The sequence below is a fragment of the Gemmatimonadales bacterium genome (genome assembly GCA_041390145.1).
In the GTDB taxonomy this organism is placed as follows: domain Bacteria; phylum Gemmatimonadota; class Gemmatimonadetes; order Gemmatimonadales; family GWC2-71-9; genus SPDF01.
The window spans coordinates 1-21,663 of record JAWKQM010000016.1 but is presented as its reverse complement, the minus strand read 5'-3'; the positions used below and the strand labels follow the sequence as shown (position 1 = coordinate 21,663).

Annotated in this window: 15 protein-coding genes; 10 read left to right on the top strand and 5 right to left on the bottom strand. The window is 68.5% G+C overall.

Going from position 1 to position 21,663, the window contains the following annotated elements:
- Window positions 1–30: 30 nt before the first annotated feature.
- Together R2910_12895 and R2910_12890 are read right to left on the bottom strand one after the other, a co-directional pair.
- A complete protein-coding gene (locus tag R2910_12895) occupies window positions 31–2,745 on the bottom strand; it encodes an ABC transporter permease (GenBank protein MEZ4413878.1) in 2,715 nt (904 codons plus the stop codon).
- The gene (locus R2910_12890) at window positions 2,735–3,076 is read right to left on the bottom strand and encodes a PadR family transcriptional regulator (protein ID MEZ4413877.1); all 342 of its coding nucleotides are present in this window, start codon (window positions 3,074–3,076) and stop codon (window positions 2,735–2,737) included. Before R2910_12890 ends, R2910_12895 begins: the two co-directional genes overlap by 11 nt.
- A gap of 131 nt (window positions 3,077–3,207) precedes the next feature.
- Between R2910_12890 and ftcD the strand changes: the two genes are divergently transcribed.
- The 8 genes from ftcD (at window position 3,208) to R2910_12850 (ending at window position 11,975) form a co-directional block, all read left to right on the top strand.
- Window positions 3,208–4,893: a glutamate formimidoyltransferase gene (gene ftcD / locus R2910_12885; GenBank protein ID MEZ4413876.1), complete on the top strand. Its 1,686-nt coding sequence runs from the start codon at window positions 3,208–3,210 to the stop codon at window positions 4,891–4,893.
- A 127-nt stretch (window positions 4,894–5,020) separates the two neighbouring features.
- Window positions 5,021–5,896 (top strand): hypothetical protein, encoded by an 876-nt coding sequence (locus R2910_12880; protein MEZ4413875.1) that lies wholly within the window; start codon window positions 5,021–5,023, stop codon window positions 5,894–5,896.
- A gap of 113 nt (window positions 5,897–6,009) precedes the next feature.
- Window positions 6,010–7,455: an aldehyde dehydrogenase family protein gene (locus R2910_12875; GenBank protein MEZ4413874.1), complete on the top strand. Its 1,446-nt coding sequence runs from the start codon at window positions 6,010–6,012 to the stop codon at window positions 7,453–7,455.
- 32 nt (window positions 7,456–7,487) lie between these two features.
- Entirely contained in the window at window positions 7,488–8,414 is a 927-nt protein-coding gene (locus tag R2910_12870) for a proline racemase family protein (protein ID MEZ4413873.1), read from the top strand.
- On the top strand, window positions 8,411–9,529 hold the full coding sequence (locus R2910_12865) for an FAD-dependent oxidoreductase (GenBank protein MEZ4413872.1): 1,119 nt from the start codon (window positions 8,411–8,413) through the stop codon (window positions 9,527–9,529). The genes R2910_12870 and R2910_12865 overlap by 4 nt, the downstream gene beginning before the upstream one ends.
- A 1-nt stretch (window position 9,530) precedes the next feature.
- Window positions 9,531–9,779: a (2Fe-2S)-binding protein gene (locus tag R2910_12860; GenBank protein MEZ4413871.1), complete on the top strand. Its 249-nt coding sequence runs from the start codon at window positions 9,531–9,533 to the stop codon at window positions 9,777–9,779.
- Window positions 9,772–11,073, top strand: coding sequence for an FAD-dependent oxidoreductase (locus R2910_12855; protein MEZ4413870.1), 1,302 nt, complete (start codon window positions 9,772–9,774; stop codon window positions 11,071–11,073). Before R2910_12860 ends, R2910_12855 begins: the two co-directional genes overlap by 8 nt.
- The gene (locus tag R2910_12850) at window positions 11,073–11,975 is read left to right on the top strand and encodes a dihydrodipicolinate synthase family protein (GenBank protein MEZ4413869.1); all 903 of its coding nucleotides are present in this window, start codon (window positions 11,073–11,075) and stop codon (window positions 11,973–11,975) included. Before R2910_12855 ends, R2910_12850 begins: the two co-directional genes overlap by 1 nt.
- Window positions 11,976–12,019: 44 nt before the next feature.
- Here the strand turns inward: R2910_12850 and R2910_12845 are convergent, their stop codons facing one another.
- Complete coding sequence (locus tag R2910_12845) at window positions 12,020–13,396, bottom strand: tryptophanase (GenBank protein MEZ4413868.1); 1,377 nt, start codon at window positions 13,394–13,396, stop codon at window positions 12,020–12,022.
- Between the two features lie 139 nt (window positions 13,397–13,535).
- Between R2910_12845 and R2910_12840 the strand changes: the two genes are divergently transcribed.
- Complete coding sequence (locus R2910_12840; protein MEZ4413867.1) at window positions 13,536–13,748, top strand: DUF2892 domain-containing protein; 213 nt, start codon at window positions 13,536–13,538, stop codon at window positions 13,746–13,748.
- A 7-nt stretch (window positions 13,749–13,755) separates the two neighbouring features.
- On the opposite strand, the gene R2910_12835 is transcribed toward R2910_12840, so the two are convergent.
- Together R2910_12835 and R2910_12830 are read right to left on the bottom strand one after the other, a co-directional pair.
- Window positions 13,756–16,938, bottom strand: coding sequence for a protein kinase (locus R2910_12835; GenBank protein ID MEZ4413866.1), 3,183 nt, complete (start codon window positions 16,936–16,938; stop codon window positions 13,756–13,758).
- A 129-nt stretch (window positions 16,939–17,067) separates the two neighbouring features.
- Complete coding sequence (locus R2910_12830) at window positions 17,068–19,506, bottom strand: SLBB domain-containing protein (GenBank protein ID MEZ4413865.1); 2,439 nt, start codon at window positions 19,504–19,506, stop codon at window positions 17,068–17,070.
- 110 nt (window positions 19,507–19,616) lie between these two features.
- Between R2910_12830 and R2910_12825 the strand changes: the two genes are divergently transcribed.
- The gene (locus tag R2910_12825) at window positions 19,617–21,524 is read left to right on the top strand and encodes a hypothetical protein (protein MEZ4413864.1); all 1,908 of its coding nucleotides are present in this window, start codon (window positions 19,617–19,619) and stop codon (window positions 21,522–21,524) included.
- The last annotated feature ends 139 nt before the right edge of the window (window positions 21,525–21,663 follow it).

The following is a 21,663-nucleotide window of genomic DNA, read 5'->3' as shown; positions in this document are numbered from 1 at the left end:
TATTATACCCCCTGCCGCAAGTCCCCCTGCTTACTCCCCCCCCCGCAGCGCCGCCACCACATCCAGCCGCGCCGCCCGCCGGGCCGGAATCCACGCGGCCAGCATGGTCACCCCGAGCAGCAGCGCGGCCGCGACGAGGTAAGACACGACGTCAGTGGCGCCGATGCCCACCAGCACGGCGCGCATCAGTTGCGCCACCCCCACTGCCCCGAGCACCCCGACCACCATCCCCGCCAACGTCAGGCGCAGGCCGTCTCCCAGCACGCTGCGAATGACGCTCCCCGGCTGCGCGCCGATGGCCATCCGGATGCCGATCTCCTGGGTCCGCTCCGCTACGCTGAACGCAATCACGCCATACAGGCCAACCACCGCCTGCAGCAGGCCGAGGAGGCCGAGCACGATCGCGATCTGGGCGGCGAGCCGGGGAAAGAGGAAGGCCAGGCCGCCCTGCAGGTGGGCCTCCATGGTCCGCACGTCCGAAATCGGCAGGTCCGGATCCAGGTCGTGCATCAGGCGCCGGATGGCAGGCAGCATGGCGTCCGTCTGCCCGGGCGCACGGACCAGGAGCGTCATCCGCTCACTGTAACGCTGGGCCATCGGGAGGTAGATGTAGTCGCGGGAGGTCTCGTTGGTGAAGACGTAGGGGCCGCTCCCGACGACGCCGAGCACCGTGAGCCACTCCCCATCGGGCGAGAGGCGGATGCGCCGGCCCACCGCCGATTCGCCCGGCCAGTAGCGCTCGGCCATGGTCGAGTTGATCACGACACCCGGCGCGGCACTGCTGTCGTCGCGCTCGGTGAAGTCGCGCCCCTCCAGCAGTCGATAGCCGATGGTCGTGAAGTAGCCCGGGCTCACCACGTTGTAGATGATGTCGACGCGGTTGTCCTTCACCCCGATGTCGTGGTCGAAGAAGACGTCGCGCGAGCTGGTGTTGTAGCCCAGCGGGAGATCGCGGACCAGGGCCGCCGACTCCGCGCCCGGCAGCGCCCGGGCTCGGTCGAGCAGTTCCCCGTAGGTGCGCTGACCGTGTGCCCGGTCGTAGCGCAGCATCTCGACGTCGGTCGCCGCCATGGCCAGCCCGGCCGGTTGGAATCCAAGGTCCATGCGCTGGGCAGCCTTGACGCTGCGGGCGAAGAGCGCGGCGCAGACGAGGAGCACGAAGGACACCGCCACCTGCGCACCGACCAGCAGGGTGCGCGCGTTGCGGCGCCGCCGGCCCCCGCTCCCACCGCGGCCGCCGTCCTTCAACGTCTCCTGCACGGGCAGTCGGTGGGCATGGAGCACCGGCCCGATCGAGGTGAAGAGGGCGGCGATCACCGCGAGTCCGAGCGCGAGCGGGACCAGGTTCCACCCCCCGCTGGCACTGAAGCGCACAGGGAAGTCGGTGGCCATCCGGATGCCGGTGAACCAGCGGAGCATCACCACGACGAGCGGAACGGCGAACACGGCCCCCAGCAGGGCCAGGACCATGCTCTCGGTGAAGATCAGGCGCGCCATCCGGCCCGGCGTCGCGCCGAGCGCCCGCCGCACGGCGATCTCGTTCCGGCGCGCCGACGCGCGCGCCAGCAGCAATCCGGCGACGTTGGTGCACCCGATCATCAGCACGAGGCCGGTCAGCAGCAGGAAGACGGCGGCCGCCCAGGGGACAACCCCGGCAATCGAGAGGTCCGGCCGGGCCCGCGTCTCCCAATCGGTATGGAACCGGAGGTCGTCGGGGAGTTCCGGGTGCTCGCGCTTGATCTGGTCCGCCAGCACAGTCAGCCCGGCGCGGGCGGCCGCGAGGGTCACCCCGGGCTGCAGCAGCGCCGCCACACGGTACGAACTCTGGTCGCGTTCCTGCATCGGCGCCGTGCCGCGGGAGTCGAGCGACATGCCAGAGGTCAGCGGAAGGAAGCCCTGCACCGGCAGCAGGTACTGCCGCATTCCGTCGTATCCCTCGGCCGTGACCCCGATGACCGTGAACGGCGAGCCGTTGAACCGGACCACCGTGCCGAGAATGTCCGGTGCGCCGTTGAACCGTGTCATCCAGGCCGCATGGGTGAGCACGACGACCGGGGCCCGCTCGGTGAATTCCTGCTCGGTGTACCCACGTCCCATGAGGAGGGGAATCCCGAAGGAGGAGAAGTAGTTGCCGGAGGTGGCCTCGAACATCAGCACAGTGGGCTCGGCGTCCCCGATGCGGACGCTCAGCGCCGCATTGTCGAAGATCATGGCGTCGTCGAAGAGATCGCGGCGGGCCTGGATGTCCAGGTAGTTCGGGTAGGAGACCGAGGAGTACTCTCCCTGGCCGACCACGACCAGGCGCTCGGCGTTCGGGAAGGGCAGCGGCCGGAAGAGGTAGGTGTCGACCATCGCCCAGATCGACAGGGTGGCCGCGATGCCCAGGGCCAGCGCCAATGCCGCCGTCGCCGCGAAGAGCGGGCGGCGGAGGAGTGACCGGGTGGCGAGTCGGAGGTCCTGTGCGAAGTCGAGCATGCGTTCCATCCGTTCAAGGGTGCGCTCCCGCCGGGAGGCGAGGCGGCCACACTCATGTTGAATGCGTGGAAGATCGCCGAAGCGCTCCAGGGCGGCGCGGCGGGCGGCATCGGGGGCGAGTCCGCGGTCGACCAGTTCGGCGGCCCGCATGTCGAGGTGAAACGCAAGTTCCGCGTCGACGTCGGCAAGCGGGTCCTTGCCGAAGAGCCGGCGGAGGCGCCGCCAGACCTTCCCGCCGGCGCCGCGGAACTCCGGTGCGTCAGGCCGCATCAGGAGTCGCGTCGAAGGCCTTGAAGATGGCGCGCGCAAACCTGGTGAAATTGTGGGTCTCGGCCTGCAACTGGGCGCGCCCAGCCGGGGTCAGGCGGTAGAACTTCGCCTTGCGTCCCGAGTCGGAGACGCCCCATTCGCTCTCGATCCAGCCCCGCCGCTCGATGCGGTACAGGGCAGGGTAGAGGGAGCCCTCCTCGATGCGGAGGGCGTCGTCGGTCACAGACTCAATCCACCGCGCCACCCCGTAGCCGTGGGTGGGCCCCCAGGTCAGGGCCTTGAGGACCAAGGCATCGAGCGCCCCGCGCAGGAGGGTTACGGTATCGGCCATTTGGGACTCTCCATAGAAGTTCTAGGTATACGGTATGGCCTCTTCCCTAGAAATTCAAGGGGTGGAAATCGGGGGGCGCCTCGGGCCCGCGTTGGGTAGATTGGAGGCCTGACTTCTACCATGGGATCTTCATGCCTGCCCTGATTGAATGCGTGCCCAACTTCTCCGAAGGACGCGACTCCGAGGTCATCCGGCGCATCGCGGCCCGCCTCGGGTCGGTGGATGGCGCCGCCCTCCTGAACGTCGACCCGGGTAAGGCCACCAATCGCACCGTCATGACCATCGCGGGGGCGCCCGAAGCGGTGGTTGAGGCCGCTTTTCGGGGCATCGCCGAGGCGGCGGAGTTGATCGACATGCGCCGGCACACAGGCGAGCACCCGCGGATGGGGGCCACGGACGTCTGCCCGCTGGTCCCCATCTCCGGCATCACCATGAAGGAGACGGCGGACCTGGCCCGGAAGCTTGCGGAGCGGGTCGGTCGTGAACTCCGGATTCCGGTCTACGCCTATGAAGCCGCGCAGCCTGATCCCCTGCGCAAGAATCTCTCGGTCATTCGTGCCGGGGAGTACGAAGGATTTGAACAGAAGATGAAGCAGCCGGCGTGGACGCCGGACTTTGGGCCGGCCACATTCAATGCGAAAAGCGGCGCCACTGTCATCGGCGCCCGCGACTTCCTCGTGGCCTTCAACGTCAATCTCAACACCACCTCGACCCGGCGCGCCAACGCCATCGCCTTCGACGTGCGCGAGGCGGGCCGCCCGAAGCGCGAAGGCCATCCGCTGACGGGCAAGATCGTGAACGACGAATCGGGCCAGCCGGTCATGATTCCCGGGTCGCTCAAGGCCGTGAAGGCCATCGGGTGGTTCATTCCCGAGTACGGCGTCGCCCAGGTGTCGATGAACCTGGTCGACCTGACCACCACCCCGATCCACGTCGCCTTCGACGAGGTGTGTCGGGCCGCCGAGGCGCGGGGCGTTCGGGTGACGGGGAGCGAGTTGGTCGGGCTGGTGCCGCTGGCCGCCCTCCTCGATGCGGGCCGCCACTACCTGCGCAAGCAGCAGCGCTCGGTCGGCGTATCCGAGGGCGAGTTGATCAAGATCGCCGTCAAGTCGCTCGGGCTCGATGAACTGGCTCCGTTCAAGCCGGAAGAGCGGATCATCGAGTATCGGCTCCGAAACGACGCAGATCGCCGGCTGGTGCGGATGACGCTCGAGGAATTCACCGATGTAACGGCCTCGGAGTCGGTGGCGCCCGGCGGCGGCTCGGTCGCCGCAGCGGTCGGCGCGCTTGGCGCCGCGCTCGGCACCATGGTGGCCAACCTCTCGGCCCACAAGCGGGGATGGGACGAGCGGTGGGAAGAGTTCTCGAAGTGGGCGGAGGACGGGCAGCACACCAAGGACGAGCTGCTGCGACTGGTGGACGCGGACACGCGCGCCTTCGAGCGCGTCATGGAAGCGCTCGGCATGCCCAAGGGGACCAACGCCGAGAAGGCTGCGCGAAGCGCGGCGCTGGCCGCCGCCAACCTGGGGGCGCTGCAGGTGCCGTGGCAGGTGATGCAGACCGCCTATCACTCGTTTGACCTCATCCGCACGATGGCGGAGAAGGGCAATCCCGCGTCCGCGTCGGATGCCGGGGTCGGCGCGCTTTGCGCCCGCGCGGCCGTGCGCGGTGCCTGGCTGAATGTGCGCACCAACGCCAGCAGCATGAAGGACAAGTCGGCCATTGCCAACGTCCTGGCCGATGGGATCAAGCTGGATGCGGCGGCCGCGCGGCTGGAGGCGGAGATCCTGAAAATCGTCGAAGAGAAGTTTGCCTGAGGCGAGAGCTGCTGCGCCGCTTCCCTGATCCTAAGCAACTCATCACTGGTGATTCAGGGTTGCCTCAGGACCTCCCGAGCAGATTGCTGCCACGCACGCGTAGTAGCGTTCTCCTCAGGAGGCAGCAATGTTCACCTCACGCACACAACTCGGCGCGTTCACGGCCGCCCTGCTTCTGCTGGGTGCCGTGGCGTGCAGTGATAGCAGTGGCCCCACCACCACGGAGACCCTGACCGCCGCCCAGGCGGACCTGTTGGCCGAAGTCGTCACCGTGGATGTCGACGAGATCATTGAAACCGGGAGCTTCGACGCCGGCACCGGCATGCCGATGGCCCTCGGCGTGGCCGACCCGGTCACGGTCTGCGTGCCGACGATCACGCCCTTCCCGCCGATCAACAGCGATGAAGACGCCGTTCCGGATTCGGTCCGGTTCGAGTTCACGGATTGTACCTTCACCCGCGGCGCCATGACCCACACGCTCGACGGTATCGTCGACGTGATCGACCCGACGCCGAGCCTCACCGATTTCGACATCCGGACGGTCTTCACGTCGTTCTCCCGGACGCTGGCCAACAGCGTGACGGGGCGCACCCACAGCGCGTTGTTCGACGGCACCCGTGAATGGTCGGCGACGACCGACACGCTGGGCATGACGATGACGAACTTCCTGACCGCGTTCACCTATCCGAACGGCACCAGCGCCTCGCACCTGAAGAACTGGGTGGTCAAGTTCACCGCGGACACGCCCGGCTCGATCGTGCTTGGGGAGCCGCTGCCGGCCGGCGAACTCGTCGTCGCCGGCACCTCGACGTGGGAGCGGTCCGGTCTGACCTGGGACCTCGTCGCCTCCACCCCGACGCCGCTGCACTTCAACCCGGCCTGCACGGTGGCACCGCGGTTCGACAGCGGTATCCTCCTGCATGCCGTTACCCGGAGTGACTCGACGGTGACCGTCCAGGTCGAGTTCACCGCCTGTGGCACGTACACGGTGACCCGCCTCTAGGGCCAGATTCAGGGTCGTGGCACCCCTCGGGGCTCCCAGCGGGGGCCCCGATGTCATATCAGGAGCGTCGCTCGACGCCTTGCGGCTCCCCCGATTTCAGCCAACTTACGCCCATGACAAAACCCCTCTCTCATTTCATTGCCGGGGCCTCTGTCGGCTCTACCGGCACCGACCTGCTCCTCGACCTCAACCCATCGAATGAGCAGGACGTGGTGGCCGAAGTCCCGGTCGGTACCGCGGCCGACGCGGCGGCGGCCGTGGCGGCGGCCAGCGCGGCCCTCCCTGCCTGGCGGAGCCTGACAGGTCCGGCGCGCGCCGAGTACCTGCACAAGTGGGCCGCGGCCATCCAGGCCCGCGCCGAGGAGATTGCCCAGGCCATGGCGCGCGAGGTTGGCAAGCCAATCGGCGAGGCACGCGGTGAGGTGGGCCGCTGTATCGTGATCCTCCGGTACTACGCCAGCGACGCCGTGCGCGCCATCGGCGAGGTGGTCCCCGCGCAGGCGGCCGGCGCGTTGCAGTTCACGCTGCGTGAACCCCTGGGCGTGGTCGCCCTGATTACGCCGTGGAACTTTCCGGTGGCGATTCCACTCTGGAAGGCGGCCCCGGCGCTGGCGTTCGGCAACACCGTGGTGCTCAAACCCTCCGAACAGTCGCCGGTCATGGCCCTCCTCCTCGCGGAAACGGCGCAGGCCGCCGGCTTGCCGGCCGGTGTATTCAACGTGCTGCTCGGCACCGGGGCCGGGGTCGGCGAGCCGTTGCTCCGTGCCCCGCAGGTCCGGGGCATCAGCTTCACCGGCTCGGCCGCCGTCGGCGCCAGGGTGGCAGCGATTGCGGCCGAGCGCAACGTCCGGTACCAGACTGAGATGGGGGGCAAGAACGTCGTCATCGTGATGCCCGACGCCGACCTCGACCTGGCCGCGAAGCTGACCGCCGCCGGCGCCATGCGCTTCGCCGGGCAGAAGTGCACCGCCACCAGCCGGGCAGTCGTCTTCCCGGAAGTCGAGAGCGCCTTTCTCGAGAAGGTGCGGGAGCAGGTCGAGGGGTTCACCATCGGGCCGGTGACCGATGCAGCCTGCGCGATCGGTCCTGTCATCAACGCCGGCTCCCGGCAGCGGATCTGGGACGCGCTCGGCGCCACCAGGGCGGAGGTGGTGTGCGGCGGGGTCGAAGTCACCGGGGTCGTATTCAAGCAGGGGTTCTTCGTGACGCCGACCGTCGTGCGGGGGGTCGATCCGGGGGCTCCGCTGGCCCAGGAAGAGCTCTTCGGCCCGGTCCTCGCCGTCTCGAGCGCAAACACCCTGGACGATGCCCTCACCATTGCCAACAATTCGCGCTATGGGCTGAGTGCCTCGCTCTTCACGCGGGACATTGGAGCCGCGCTCCAGTACATCCACCGGATTGATGTCGGGCTGGTCCGAATCAACGGCGACACCACCGGTGTGGACCCGCATGCACCGTTCGGCGGGATGAAGGGCTCCAGTTCCGGCAGCCGGGAGCAGGGATCTGCCGCCCGCGAGTTCTACACCGAAACCAAGACGGTCCAGGTCAACCCGGTATGAGGCCGCCGGCGTTCCCCGCGATGATCCAGGTGGTGGATTCGCACACAGAGGGTGAACCAACCCGGGTGGTGGTGGACGGCTGGCGTCAGCCGGCCGGTTCCACCATGGCCGCCCGGCGCGACGACCTGGCCGCGAACTGGGATCACCTGCGCAGCGCGGTCGTCTGCGAACCACGAGGCCACGACGCGATGGTGGGCGCCCTCCTCACGCCGCCTGTATCCAAGGAGTCAGTGGCCGGCGTCATCTTCTTCAACAATGTCGGCTATCTCGGGATGTGCGGCCACGGCACCATCGGCGTGGTGCGGACGCTGGAGCATCTCGGCCGGATCACCACCGGCCTGGTGCACCTCGACACCCCCGTCGGTTCGGTGGCCGCGGAGCTCGGCACGGACGGGTCGGTCACCATCCGGAATGTCCCGTCGTACTGCCACGCGCGGGATGTCGCGGTGGAGGTGCCGGAATTGGGTCGCGTTGTGGGCGACGTCGCGTACGGCGGCAACTGGTTCTTCCTTGTCCACTGGGATCGGACACCGCTTGCCCTGACCGAGGTCGACCACCTCACCCGTATCACGCGAGATATCATGGCAGCGCTGCGCGCGCAGGGCGTGACCGGGAAGGGGGGCGCCGAGATTGACCACGTGGAACTGTCCGCGGCGGCGACTCGGCCGGACGCCGACGCCCGGAATTTTGTCCTTTGCCCCGGTGGCGCTTACGATCGCTCGCCCTGCGGCACCGGTACCTCCGCCGTGATGGCCGCACGGCACGCGCGTGGAACGCTCGCCGTGGGGGCGCACTGGCGCCAGGAGAGCATTACCGGCAGCCTCTTCACCGGGTGGCTCGAGGATCAGGGCGGCCAGCTCATTCCTCATGTGCGCGGCACCGCGTTCATCACCGGTGAAGCTACCCTCCGATTCGATCCCACCGATCCCTTCCGAGCCGGCTTTACCACCGCCGGATGACCAGTCGGCCAGACGCGATCATTGTCGGTGCCGGCATCGTCGGCGCGGCGTGCGCCTACTACCTGAGTCGTCAGGGGATGCGGGTGACGATGCTCGATGCCGCATTTGCCGGCAGCGGTGCCACGGCCGCCGGCATGGGGCACATCGTCGTGATGGACGACAGCGAGGCGCAGTTCGCGCTGAGTGCGTGGTCCCAGCGACTCCTCGACGATCTCCTGCCACAGCTTTCCCCGTCAGCGGAGTTTGAGCGACGCGGCACCCTCTGGGTCGCCGAGGACGAGGCACAGCTCGAGTCGGCGCGGTCCAAGCTGGGGTTCTACCGCGAGCGGGGAATTCACGCCGAACTCTTCGGGTCGAGCGAGCTGGCGGCCGCGGAGCCGATGCTTCGGTCCGGCTTGGCCGGCGGGCTCCGCGTCCCGGGCGACGGCGTGGTGTATCCGCCGGCCGTGGCGCGCTGGCTGGCGAATGAGGCCGTCGCGAGCGGTGCCGTGCTCTCCGAGGGGGTGGAGGTTGAGGCGCTCCAGGCACGGGGGGTGACCACCGCGGGTGGGAGGCTCGAGGCGGATGTCATCGTCAACGCCGCCGGCGCGGCCGCGGCGCGCCTCACGCCCGGCCTGCCGATCGTGCCGAGAAAGGGGCACCTCGCCATCACGGAGCGGGTGCCCGGCGCCTGTCACCACCAGGTAATTGAGCTCGGGTACCTCCAGAGCGCCCACACGATGAATGCCGCTTCCGTCGCGTTCAATGTGCAGCCACGGGCCACGGGTCAGCTGCTCATCGGCTCCTCGCGCGAGCTGGTTGGATGGGACGCCGCGATCAACCGCGAAGTGCTCAGCAGAATGCTTCACCGGGCCGTGGACTTCATGCCGGGGCTCTCGCAGGTGCCCGTGGTGCGCAGCTGGACCGGATTTCGGCCCGCCACCCCAGACAAGCTTCCACTTATTGGCGCGTGGCCTGCGGTCGACGGGCTCTGGATCGCGGCCGGCCACGAGGGGCTTGGCATCACCACCGCCCTCGGCACCGGTTCGATGCTGGCCGACCTGGTGCTGCAGAAGACCCCCGCCATCGATCCCACGCCGTTCGCACCGGACCGCGTGATGGCGGAGGCGCACTAGCGTGGCGGCCACCGTCCGCATCTCGGTCAACGGCGCCCCGCTCGAGGTGCCCGAGGGCGTCAGCCTCGCGGCGGCGCTGCTCAACGCCGGGTATTCCAGCTTCCGGACGTCGGTCGGTGGCGAAGCGCGCGCGCCCATCTGCGGGATGGGGATCTGCTTCGAGTGTCGCGTCACCCTCGACGGGGTGGTCGGGCAGCGCGCCTGTCTCGAACCGGTGCGCGAAGGCATGCAGGTGGTCCTCGATGCCTGACCATGTCGGTGAAGTGATTCGCGCCGATGTGGCGGTGGTGGGTGGCGGCCCCGCCGGAATCGCCGCCGCGGTCGAGGCCGCGGGCGCAGGCTGCTCGGTGGTGCTCCTGGATTCCTCGCCGCGAGTGGGCGGGCAGATCTGGCGGCACCGCGAGCGGAGCGAACTGACGCCGGTGGCCCGGATGTGGCTCGACCGGCTCGACCGCTCGGGTGTGAAGGTGCTCACCGGTGCCCAGGTCGTGGACGCGACCCCGGGTCGCCGGGGTGTCCCGCGTGAGGGGCGCGCTCTGTCTCTCCACTCGAGGGCGGTGATTCTCGCGACTGGCGCGCAGGAGCTCTTCCTCCCCTTCCCGGGCTGGACCCACGTGGGAGTGGTCGGCGTGGGCGGGGCGCAGGCGCTCCTCAAGGCCGGCTGGGATGTGCGGGGCAAGCGGGTGGCCATTGCGGGGACCGGACCGCTGCTCCTGCCGGTGGCGGCGGCGCTGGCGAAGGCTGGCGCCGATCTCCGGATGGTGGCAGAGCAGGCCCCGCCGGAGCAGGTGCGTGCCTTCGCCTGGTCACTGTGGCGGACCCCCCGGCGCCTGATGCAGGCGGCGGCGTACCGCGCCGCATTCCTCACGGTGCGCTATCGGTGGGGGACCTGGGTCAGGCGGGTCGTCAATGTGAATGGCGAACTCCACGTGACCTACACCAACGGGCGAAGCACCTGGGCCGAGCCGGTCGATATTCTCTGCACGGCGGCGGGACTCGTTCCATCGACGGAGCTCGCGCGGCTCCTCGGCTGTGCCGTGCGGGATGGCTGCGTCGTGGTGGATGACGAGCAGCAGACGTCCGTGCCAGCGGTGTACGCCGCAGGCGAACCGACCGGCAACACAGGGATGGAGGCGGCGGTGGTGGAGGGCGCGCTCGCGGGGCTCGCGGCGGCGGGGCGGGGGGGCAGGGGGGCGGTAGGGCAGTTGCGAGCCGAACGCGCGAAGCATCGCCGCTTCGCGGCACGCGCCGCTGCGGCGTTTCGTCTCCGGCCGGAATTGCGCGATCGCGTGGAACCCGGTACCATCGTCTGCCGCTGCGAGGATGTGCCGATGTCGGCCCTCGACGCCGGCTGGAGCGCCCGGCAGGCGAAGCTCGTTACCCGTGCGGGGATGGGGAGCTGCCAGGGGCGGGTCTGTGGCCCGGCGCTCGAGTACCTCATTGGAACCGGGCGGGACACCGTGCGGATGCCGGTCGCCCCGACCGCCGTCGGCGTTCTCGCCGACCTTTCTTCTCCCGTGGATGAATCGCAAGGAGCACCCTGATGCAGAAGGCCGACTGGTCCGGCGTCTTCCCCGCCATCACCACTCCGTTCACCGCCGATGGGGCAGTGGACGAGGCGTTCCTCACCAAGCACGTGGCCTGGCTGCTGGACGCCGGCTGCACGGGTGTGGTGGCGCTCGGGTCGCTCGGCGAGGGGGCCACGCTGACCGCAGCTGAAAAGGTCCGCATCCTCGAGGTCTGCGGGACGGTGACCAAGGGTCGGGTGCCGCTCGTCGCCTCCATCAGCGGGCTCTCGACGGCGGAATGCGTGTCGCTGGCAAAGGAGGCGGCGCGCGTCGGCTGCGACGGCCTCATGGTGCTGCCGCCCTACGTCTACCTGGGCGACTGGCGCGAGACCGAGGCGCATTACTCCTCCGTGCTCGATGCCACGCCACTGTCCTGCATGCTCTACAACAACCCCATCGCGTACGGCACCGATCTCTCCGCGGAACAGATCGGCGAACTCGCGCACAAGCACCGCAACGTGCACGCCGTCAAGGAATCGAGCGGAGATGTGCGGCGGATTACCGCAGTCCGGTCACTCCTGGGATCGAAGCTGGCGCTCTTCGCGGGGCTGGATGACATGATCGTGGAGGCGCTGGCGGTGGGCGCCGACGGGTGGGTGGCCGGGCTGGTCAATGCGCTGCCGTCAGAATCGGTGACGCTGGTGAACCTGGCGAAGGCGGGCCGGATCGAGGAGGCGCTCAAGCTCTACGCCTGGTTCCTGCCGCTCCTCCGGTTCGACACCGTGCCCAAGTTCGTCCAGCTCATCAAGCTGGTGCAGGCGGAGGTCGGCATGGGCAATGAGCGAGTTCGTGCGCCGCGGCTGCAGCTGCCGCCGGAGGAGCGTGAGGTGGCGCTCAAGGTGGTGCGAAAGCAGCTTGCCCACCGGGCCGACGCGTAATTGCCCCTCTTCCGGAGGGAGAGGGGGTCGGGGGGTGAGGGGCTCTACGCTGCGGCGAACCTCGCCGTGAAGTGCCGCAGCCACGGCGCCTGTTCCACAATGCGGAGCCCGCGGATCTGCTCCCGCTGTCCCGCGACTTCCCGGATGACTTCGCCGACGTAGTCCACGTGGCTCTGGGTGTAGGTGCGGCGGGGAATGGCCAGCCGCACCAGTTCCATCGCCGACGGCGTCTCGGTGCCGTCGTCGTGCCGGGTGCCGAACATGACTGACCCGATTTCCACCCCTCGCACGCCCCCCACCCGATAGAGCTCGACCGCCAACGCCTGCGCCGGATACTGCGAGGCGGGGATGTGGGTCAGGAGCGCCTTGGCGTCGAGGTACACCGCGTGGCCGCCGGGAGGCCGCACCGTGGGTACCCCGGCCGCCTCCGCCTTTTCGGCCAGGTAGGCCGTCGAGCGGATCCGGTACCGCAGGTAGTCCTCGTCCAATACCTCTTCGAGCCCCACAGCAATCGCATCCATGTCGTAGCCGGCCAGCCCCCCGTAGGTGGTGAAGCCTTCCGTCAGGATCAGGAGGTTGCGCGCCTTCCGGGCGATTTCCTGGTCGTTGACGGCCAGGAAGCCGCCGATGTTGGCCATCCCGTCCTTCTTGGCCGACATGGTGCAGCCGTCCACCAGCGAGAACATCTCCTGTGCAATCTCGCGCGGCGTACGGTCGGCCTGCCCCGGCTCCCGCAGCTTGATGAACCAGGCGTTCTCCGCAAAGCGGCAGGCGTCGAGGAAGAACGGCAGGTTGTACTTGTCGCAAATCTTCCGGACGTCACGAAGGTTTTGGAGCGAGACGGGCTGCCCGCCGCCGGAGTTGTTGGTGACCGTCATCATCACCAAGGGAATCCGTTCGACGCCGACCTCGCGGATCGTGGCCTCGAGCGCCTCCAGGTCCATGTTCCCCTTGAAGGGATGCTCCGACGACGGCACCCGCCCCTCCGGAATGACCAGGTCGCGCGCCTCGGCGCCGACGAACTCCACGTTGGCGCGGGTGGTGTCGAAATGGGTGTTGTTGGGGACGACCTGACCCTTCCGGGCCGTGACCGAGAAGAGGATATGCTCGGCGGCGCGGCCCTGGTGGGTCGGAATGATCTCGGCCAGACCGGTCAGACGCATGACGGTGTCCCGAAATCGCTCGAATGAACTGCTGCCGGCATACGATTCGTCACCGTCCATCATCGCGGCCCACTGCCGGGAGGACATCGCCCCGGTACCGGAGTCGGTGAGGAGATCGATCAGGACCTCCTCGCCGCGGAGCCCGAAGAGATTGTACCCGGCGCGCGCGAGTGCCGCCTCGCGTTCTGCGGGCGTGGTGTGCCGAATTCGCTGGGTGGAGTGGATCCGGAACGGCTCGATGATCGTGTCGAACGGCATGGAACGACTCGGGGAGGTGAGGGGGCGCGCCGGCGGGTGCGTGGAAGGGAAGGGAACCGGCGCGCGAGTCAGCGTGTATCTTGATATGGAGTCGAGTGCGGCGAAAGTCTGAGCATTTCCTTAACGTCGGAGCACTTCCATGGCCAGCAAGCTATTTCCCCAGAACGAGCACAGTGTCGAGCGTGTCCTCCGGGTGCTCGTCGGCATCGGGCTCCTGGCGCTGGTGTTCGTGGGTCCCAAGACGCCGTGGGGCTACCTCGGCATCATCCCCCTGGTGACCGGGCTGGCCGGGACCTGTCCGCTCTACACCATCCTCGGCATCAGCACCTGCAAGAGGCACGCGGCCAGCTAGCAACGGCTCATGACTTGGGCTCGGCCGCCAGCTTGGCGAGCCGGGCCTTGATCTCCTGCACCGCCGGCTGGAAGTCGCTGTCGGCGTCGCGCCAGAGCGCCACGAACCTGCTGTAGTACTCCTTGGCCTGCTCCCGGTCGCCGCGGGCCTCGTAGAGCTCGCCCATTCGCCGGAGCGTCGGGCCGAGGACGCGCGCCTCCCCGGCGTTCCGGACCGGCACCGTGGTGCTCATCGCCCGGTCATAGGCGGCGAGCGCCGAATCGGGCTGGTTCATCTGATCGAACACCCGGCCCACGTAGAAATCTCCGCACTGCCGGCAGTCCTGTCCGACCGTCGGGAGCCGCACCCAGTCCTGGTATGCCGCGAGCGCCTCGTCCAGCTTTCCTTCCGCCTCCAGGACCACCCCCTCAGAGTACCGGGCGATCCCGTTGGGCGGGTTCCACCACCGGCCCTGCAGCTTCTGGCTCAGGGTCAGGTACTTCCGGGCCTGCTGGGTCTGCCCCGCCGCGGCGTAGAGCCGTGCGAGCCCGACGTAGGGGCGATCATCCGGCGGCATGCTGTCGAGCGGATATTGAGCGAGCAGCGCATCCACCTGGGACAGATCCAGCCGCGGCCGCGGGCGCGCGACGAGGTTGCTGGTCGCCTGGCCGATGGCAACCCCGTACATCAGGCGGACGTCACCCTGCCGCTTCGCATCCTCGAAGAGGTCCGAGGCGAGCGCCGAGGCGGCCGCCATCTGTCCCTGGGTCACATCCAGCTGCGCCCGGCCGACGATGGCCTGGCTCCGGTAGGCCAGCTCGCTGCGGGCCTTGAGCACGGTGCGGTAGATGCTGTCCGCCCCGGCATAATCTCCCTCGCTGGAGTGCTGCTCGGCCTGCATCATCAGGCCGCGGGGTTGTCCCGGCGTGATGCGGTCCAGCTCCTGGAGTGCGGAATCTGCCTCCGCAAACCGACCCTGTGCGGCCAGCGCGAAGGCCAGGTGTCCGTACGAAAACCAGCTCTTGTCCACCTCGGCGGCTCGGCGGGCCATCGCTTCGGCGTCCTCCCAGCGGCCAAGGTCCCGATAGGCCAGCGCCAGGTTGTTGAGCGACGTCCGGTCGTAGGGATCGATCTCGAGCGCCGCCTTGTGGGCCGCGATCTCCTTGTCGATGTCTGGTTCCACGAAGCTGAAGTATGTGCTGATGGCCAATTGCCGTTCCAGTGGCGTGAGACGGTCGCGGAGGTCGTACGCCTTCTGGCCCGCGTTGAACGTGACGCTGAACGGCATCCCGGCGCGTCCGGCCACCACTGAGAGCTTTCGCCATGCCATCGCGAAGTTCGAGTCGGCGGCCACCGCCTCCTGCAGCAATTGCGCGGCAAGCGCCGGGTCCCCCCCGCTGTCGTCGAGGCGAACCGCCTGGCTGTATTTCTTCAGCGCGTCCAGGGAGGACGTGCTGACCAGCTCCAGCTTCTCGGTGTTGTTGAGCGACTTGAGCGACTCGCCCACCCGTTCACGCAGCCGCTTGCTGAGTCGGTCGATGGCGGGAATGACCTCGGTCTCGTCCGCGGCCGTCTCGCGGAGCGCCACCAGTTCGTGGCCGTCGGCGGTGGCCACGATGCGCGTCGAGAGGACGTAGCCGCTCCCTACCGAGCCAATTTCGCCGGTAATGAAGGCCTTGGCGTTCTCCCGCTGGGCCAGTTCCTGCGCGGTGGCGTCGTCCAGCGGCGTGTCCGGCGACCTCCCCATGCGGGTCAGGGCCGCGCGGACGGCGGAGGCGTCGAGGAGGCGAATGACCGGCGACTGCGACAGATCCACCCGGAAGGCGTCGGTCACGGAGGGCCCGAGCGAGGCGTCGCCGGTGCGGTTGGCAAAATCGGCCAGCACCAGGGGGCTCTTCGACTCCAGCGCCCCGGTGGCCATGAGGGTGCCCACCGAGCCGATGCCGAGGACACGCATCGCCATGTAGCCGCCGGCCAGCACGGCCAGGGCACCGAACGCCAGCCCGCCCCCCATCAGCGCCTTCCGCCAGGTCAGCAACTGCCGAACGCCACCTTCCGGCTTCGGCGTGTGCGTCATGTTGACGCGTGCCTTGGCCCGGCGCCGCTCCGCCATGCCGGTGGCCACCATGATGGGGAAGCCCAGAGCCAGGAGTAACGCCACGCCAGGGACGACCCACGTCGGCAAGCCGACCTTGACCGTCATGAACCAGGCGATTGCCAGCACCACCGCCGAGGCCAGGCCGAAGAGCACCGCCACCCGCACCGGGTGGCCCTGCTCGCCGGACGGCGCCGCTGACGGCATCGCCGCGGTGTAGGGCGCCGTGGCCGTTGGGGTCATGCCGCCCGGGGTGCTGAGGGATGGCGTGCTCATCGCCTCGACAATCTGGACCAGCTCCTCGGCGGTCTGCGGCCGGTCGGCCGGTTTCTTCTCGAGGCACCGCATGATGAGCATCGCCAGCGCCGGGGGCACGTTGGCGCGGAAGCGCTCCATCGGCTGGGGCTGCTGCGTCACATGCGCGGCGATGATCCCCTGCGCCGAGGAGGCCTCGAAGGGCTGGCGGCCGCAGAGCATCTCGTAGGCCACGATGCCCAGGGCATATATATCGGCTCGGTGGTCAGTATGTGGATCTGCTGTCGCTTGTTCCGGCGACATGTAGGCCGGCGTGCCGAGGGCGACGCCCATGGAGGTCAGCTTGCCGGAGCCGGAGCTCTTCTCGACGGCCTTGGCGACTCCGAAGTCGGTCACGAGGGCATGGCGGCCCGAGAGGAGGATGTTATCGGGCTTGATGTCGCGGTGGACGATCCCCTGCTTGTGCGCCATGGCCAGGGCGTCGGCCACATCGCGGATGATGCGCACCGCCTCGGGCACGGGGAGCTCGCCCTCGCGCGCCAGCTTGGCGCGGAGCGATTCCCCCTCGATGAAGGGCATGATGTAGAAGAGGAGGTCGCCCTTGCCGCCGGTGGTCAGGAAGGGGACGATGTGCGGGTGCTGCAGCCGGGCGGCCAGGCGCACCTCGCGCTCGAAGCGCTCGATGCTGACGGCGGCCGAGGTCTCGGGCGGGAGGACCTTGACCACCACCTTGCGCTCAACCTGTACCTCCTCGGCGAGGAAGACGCGACTCATCCCGCCCCCGCCGAGCTCGCTCAGGATCCGGTAGCTGGGGCCGATTGCGTCCTGCACCTGGCGCTGGAAATCAGTCAGGCGGTCCACCTGGAGAGAGAATGGTCAAATATGTCTGATTCAGCAGGTGATGGCCACCGCGCGAGCTCGCGGGTAAATCCGCGGCTCGGCTGGTGTCGCTGAAGCGACGGGGACGCCTGCCTCGCCGCACGCGCATCCCTACGGCTGCAGCGCAATGATGATGGTGGCGGTGCTCGCAATGATGGAGGCGATGGCCAGCCACATCCCGGTGTTGTCGTGCGGGGGCTTCACTTCCTTGAGCGGTACAAAGACCGTCGCGCCGGGATTCGGCTTGGGGTTGGTCCCGCCGAAGAAGAGGAACCCGCCGCGCTTGGCGAGCGTCTGCCCATTCGATTGCCGGACCGCGGCGCGGCCCGCGTTGCCTTCCGGCAGGGCGCCACCTGCGGCGTCGATGTAGTAGTTGAGGCTCTTGCCCTTTTCCCAGAGCACGCTCCCCGGAGACACCACCGCGCCCTCGATCCGGACGCTCGGCTGGTACTGGGTGACCCAGATCTGGTCCCCGCCGCGGAGGAGCAGGTCCTCCTTCGAGCCCGGCTTGGCCATCGCCATCGGCAGATTCACGTTCAGCCGGCCGACACCGCCGGTGTCCCGCACAAACCAGACGCCATCGGGGTAGGCCAGGGCGGTGAGCCCGCCCGCCCGCTTGACGAGATCGGAGAGCCGCTCGCTCCGGCTCTCGAGGGCATATGTGCCGGGGTACACCACCTCGCCGCCGATGCTGACCGTCTGCTGGAACTCGAAGTCGGGCTGCCGGAAAATCAGCACGTTGTCCCACGGCTCCAGCGGCACCTCGGGGGCGCCGGAGGCCGGGAACGCACGGCCAGGAGGTCCGATGTACTGCCCCGCGCTATCCCGGTCGAAGAGGTAGGTCGAGTCGAGCGGTACTCTGATTGTGGTCGCGAGCTGCCCATTGCCGCGATGCTCCGGCAGGCGGGCGATTTCCGCGTATGCCAGCGAGGCGCCCGGCGCCAATCCACCGGACTGCAGGATCAGGTCGCGGAGGGTCATTCCCGCTTCCCAGGGCTTCCGGCCGGGCGTGTTCACCGCTCCGGCAATGGTGGTCGTGCGCACCGGCCGGGTCTCGAGGAGACCGAAGATTACCACCGAGTCCCTGTCCTGCAGCATCGGGTCGTCGGTCCAGGGAGTCAGGCTGTCCTTTGGAAGTGAAACCGGGAAGAGCCGCCGGGTCTGATCTTCTTCGTTGAGCCGGGAAATCAGGGCACGGCCCGAATAGGTGGCCGGCTGGAAGCCGCCGGCCAGTGTGACCAGCCGGGAGAGCGTCAGTCCCTGCTCCATTCCGAAGCGGCCGGGGTTGTACACGTTGCCGGTGATGGACACGAAGTTCCGCTGTGCGGGGGCCACGCCGAATACCGTCACGCTGTCGCCGTCCGCCATCGGCACCGGCGGAATCTCGGTGGACCCGGCGGGGAGGGGCACGTCGAGGGTCACGCGGTGCGGTCCACCCGAGCGTCGCTCGGCTGGCGGCACGATGCGGTCGATCGAAATGCGGGTGCGGGAGGCCTCCGCATCCAGGCCCCCGGCGGCGGCAATCAGCTGGGCCAGTGTTTCCGTCGGTGCCAGGTCGTACATGGCGGGGCGCTGCACGTTGCCGGTCACCGTCACCCGCCGGGACCGGACCCCGACGAAGACCACATCGCCGTTCTCGATCCGGATGTCCTCGCGGGTGTCGCCCTTGAGGAGGTAGTCGTAGAGGTCGAAGGTGGCGACGGTCTTGCCGCCGCGGCGCACCTCCACCGCACGCGGATTGGCCCGCTCCGTCACCCCACCCGCGGTGTAGAGGGCGGTCAGCACGGTGCCGAGGGCGCTGATCTGGTAGGCGCCGGGTTGGGTCACCTCGCCGACCACATAGACCTGGGCGGCGCGCACATTGGCCACTGAGAGGTCGAACTGAGTCGTGGCACTGGCGCCCCGCTTCACCCCGGAGTAGACGCGTCCCAGGCGGTCATAGAGGGTGTTCCGGGCCTGCTCCAGGGTCAGGTTGGCGAGGTACACCTGGCCCACCTGTGGGATGACCACGAACCCCTCGCGGGTGATGCCGAGCTGGTAGGTCAGTTCCACGTCGCCGGTCAGGATCAGGACCAGCATGTCGCCGGGCCCCAGCCGGTAGTCCGGCGGCACCGGTCCCGAAAGCAGCGGCAGGAACTGCGTGGTGGACCGGCGGAACACATCCACGCCGAACACGCCGATCGGCGGTACCGAGTCGACGACGCGGAGGCCGGTGTCCACCGGTTGACTGACCACCGAGTCGGGCCGGATCCCGAGCGCGGTCAGGGCGGCCTGCTGCGTGGCCGTGACGGAAACGGTGTCGGAGCCCGGCTTGTCACTCAGGAAGGGGTCGATCAGTGCGGGGTCGTAGCCGGCGGCCTGCAGCCGGATGCGAATCTGGTCGGGCGAGAGGCCGGAGTTCTTGATCAGTGCCCGGATCGAGTCGGCGCCCCCGGGCTGGGCCATGAGGGCCTTGGCCTGTTCCGGAGTGGGCTGCTGGGCGGCGAGGGGTGCGGCAAGGATCAGGAGGGCAAGGAGGGCCAACCAGTTCCGGGACGGTGACTTAGGCATGGAGGGAACTTAGGGGCCGCCGAGGGGGCGTCAAGGAGAGACGAGCTCGTGGAATCCCGGGGCCCAGGTCGCTAGGCCATGCATCCGGGTTCCGAGTATCTTGAACATCGATGAGCCTCCCGACACAGAGCCCGCCGCCTCCGTCGGCACCCTCGAGCCCTCGGCGGGACGTCCGCCTGCACGCGCTGTTCGTGCTCTACCTTCTCGCGATGCCGTTGCTCTTCCTCCTGCCGGTGCCACGAGGCGTGGAGTCGGTGGCGCGGCAGTACGACACGGTCGCCCATTTCCTGATCTTCCTGGTCTTTGCCCTGCTGTACCAGCGCGATCGCGGCCCGGCGGCGGCGCGGGTGCTGGTGGTGGCTGTCCTGGTGGCGGGAGGCACCGAGCTGGTGCAGTGGGCCCTGCCGTACCGCAGCGCCCAGTGGACCGATTTTGTCGCTGGGGTCGCCGGGGCCGGGGTGGCGCTGATATTCTTGCGCATGATCGGCAAGCGACCCAATCACACCCTCGTGGTGCTGGCGGCCACGCTGGGTGCATTCGCCGGGAGGCCGTCGAACGCCGCGGCCCAGGGGAGTCCGTACATCCAGCTCGACGATCCGCGGCTCGCACGGTTCGAGCTGCTGGTGGACCGGGGAGTCATTCCTGACCCCACGCCGCTGGTGCGGCCCTTCACCGAGGCGCAGGCGGTCGCGGCGCTCCGGGCACTTTCGCCGAAGGCGAGCGCGTCAGACTCCGCGCAGGCCGCCAGCCTGCTCAAGCTCTGGACGCCCCCCGATACCATGTACTGGGGGCGGGTCGACTTTGCACTCGGCGCGCAGGCCTATACCCACGCCGCACGGGATCCGGTCCACCCGGCGGGTGACGGCGGCGCCTGGCCATTCGGCAGCCTGGAATTTCTCGGGGTGTTCGGGCCGGTGGTGGCGCACGCGGAGCTGTACGGGGAGAACCGCCTCAGGGACGACCCCTACTGGCCGGCCAACATCACGGGGGCCACCCTGCCCACCAAGCTGGTCTATCGCTATCCGGTGGCGTACATCGGGGCGCAGTGGAAGCCGGCGGAGCTCTTTCTGGGCACGTTGTCGCGGGAGTGGGGGCCGCGGGGGGTGCCGGGCATCCCGACCAGCAGCTGGGGCTATCCCGTTGCGCACGGCGCCTTCAACGTCGGCACCCGGGACCTGCGGCTCCAGGGAATCGTGGCCCAGCTGGAGGACGTGTCCGACACGGCGGGCCAGGTTATCCACCGGTACCAGGTGGCGCAGCGGCTTGGCTTCCAGGTCACGCCGAAGATCAACCTGGCGCTCTGGCAGACGGCCATCATCGCCGGGGTGGACGAGAACCTGAACGCCAAGTGGATCACGCCGGTGGGGATATTCCTGCTCGGCAATACCTTCTCGGCCGGCGACGAATCGAACGTGATGATCGGGGGCGACGGAAAGATCGTCTTCAACAGTGGCGTGGCGCTGGAAGGGCAGGTGGCCATCGATGACTTCAAGTGGTTCGACCAGGGCGACACCGCCTCCTACCCCAGCCGGTACGCCTTCACCATGAGTGCGATGGGCCCGCTAGGCTCGCGCGCCAGCTGGCGCGCCCTGTACACCCAGGTCAGCACCTATGCATTCCGCACGTTCGAGTCGGAACAGGACTATATCAACATCGGCGTCGGGCTTGGACGCCAGTTTGTGGATGGTGATCAATTGACCTTGACCACGGCGTGGCCGGTGCGGGAGAATTGGGTGGTGACGCCTGAGTTGACGTTCCTGCGGCAGGGAGCGGCGCAGATCACCGACTCCTTTCCGCCGAGCCTGAACGGACTGGACGGTTTCCTGAGCGGCGTGGTAGCCAAGACGGCACGGGTCGCCGTGGGCGTCCGCGGGCAGCAGGGCCACCTGCGGGTGCAGGGGAACATCGGCGTCAACCAGACCTGGAACGCCGAGCACCTTGAGGGGAACACGGCCACGACCTTTGTTGCACAGCTGTGGGCCACACTGAGGATTGGGAAGAAGGGGGCGTTGAGGTGAAGGCGGTATCGACCCTCACATACTGGTGCATGGGGCGCTGACAGGTGCTTGACGGCCTGAAGTCATCTGTACAGACCGCCGGGGCAGCAATCAATTGAGTTGGATTCCAAAGGGAGCGGAGAACCAAATGGCTCGGTAT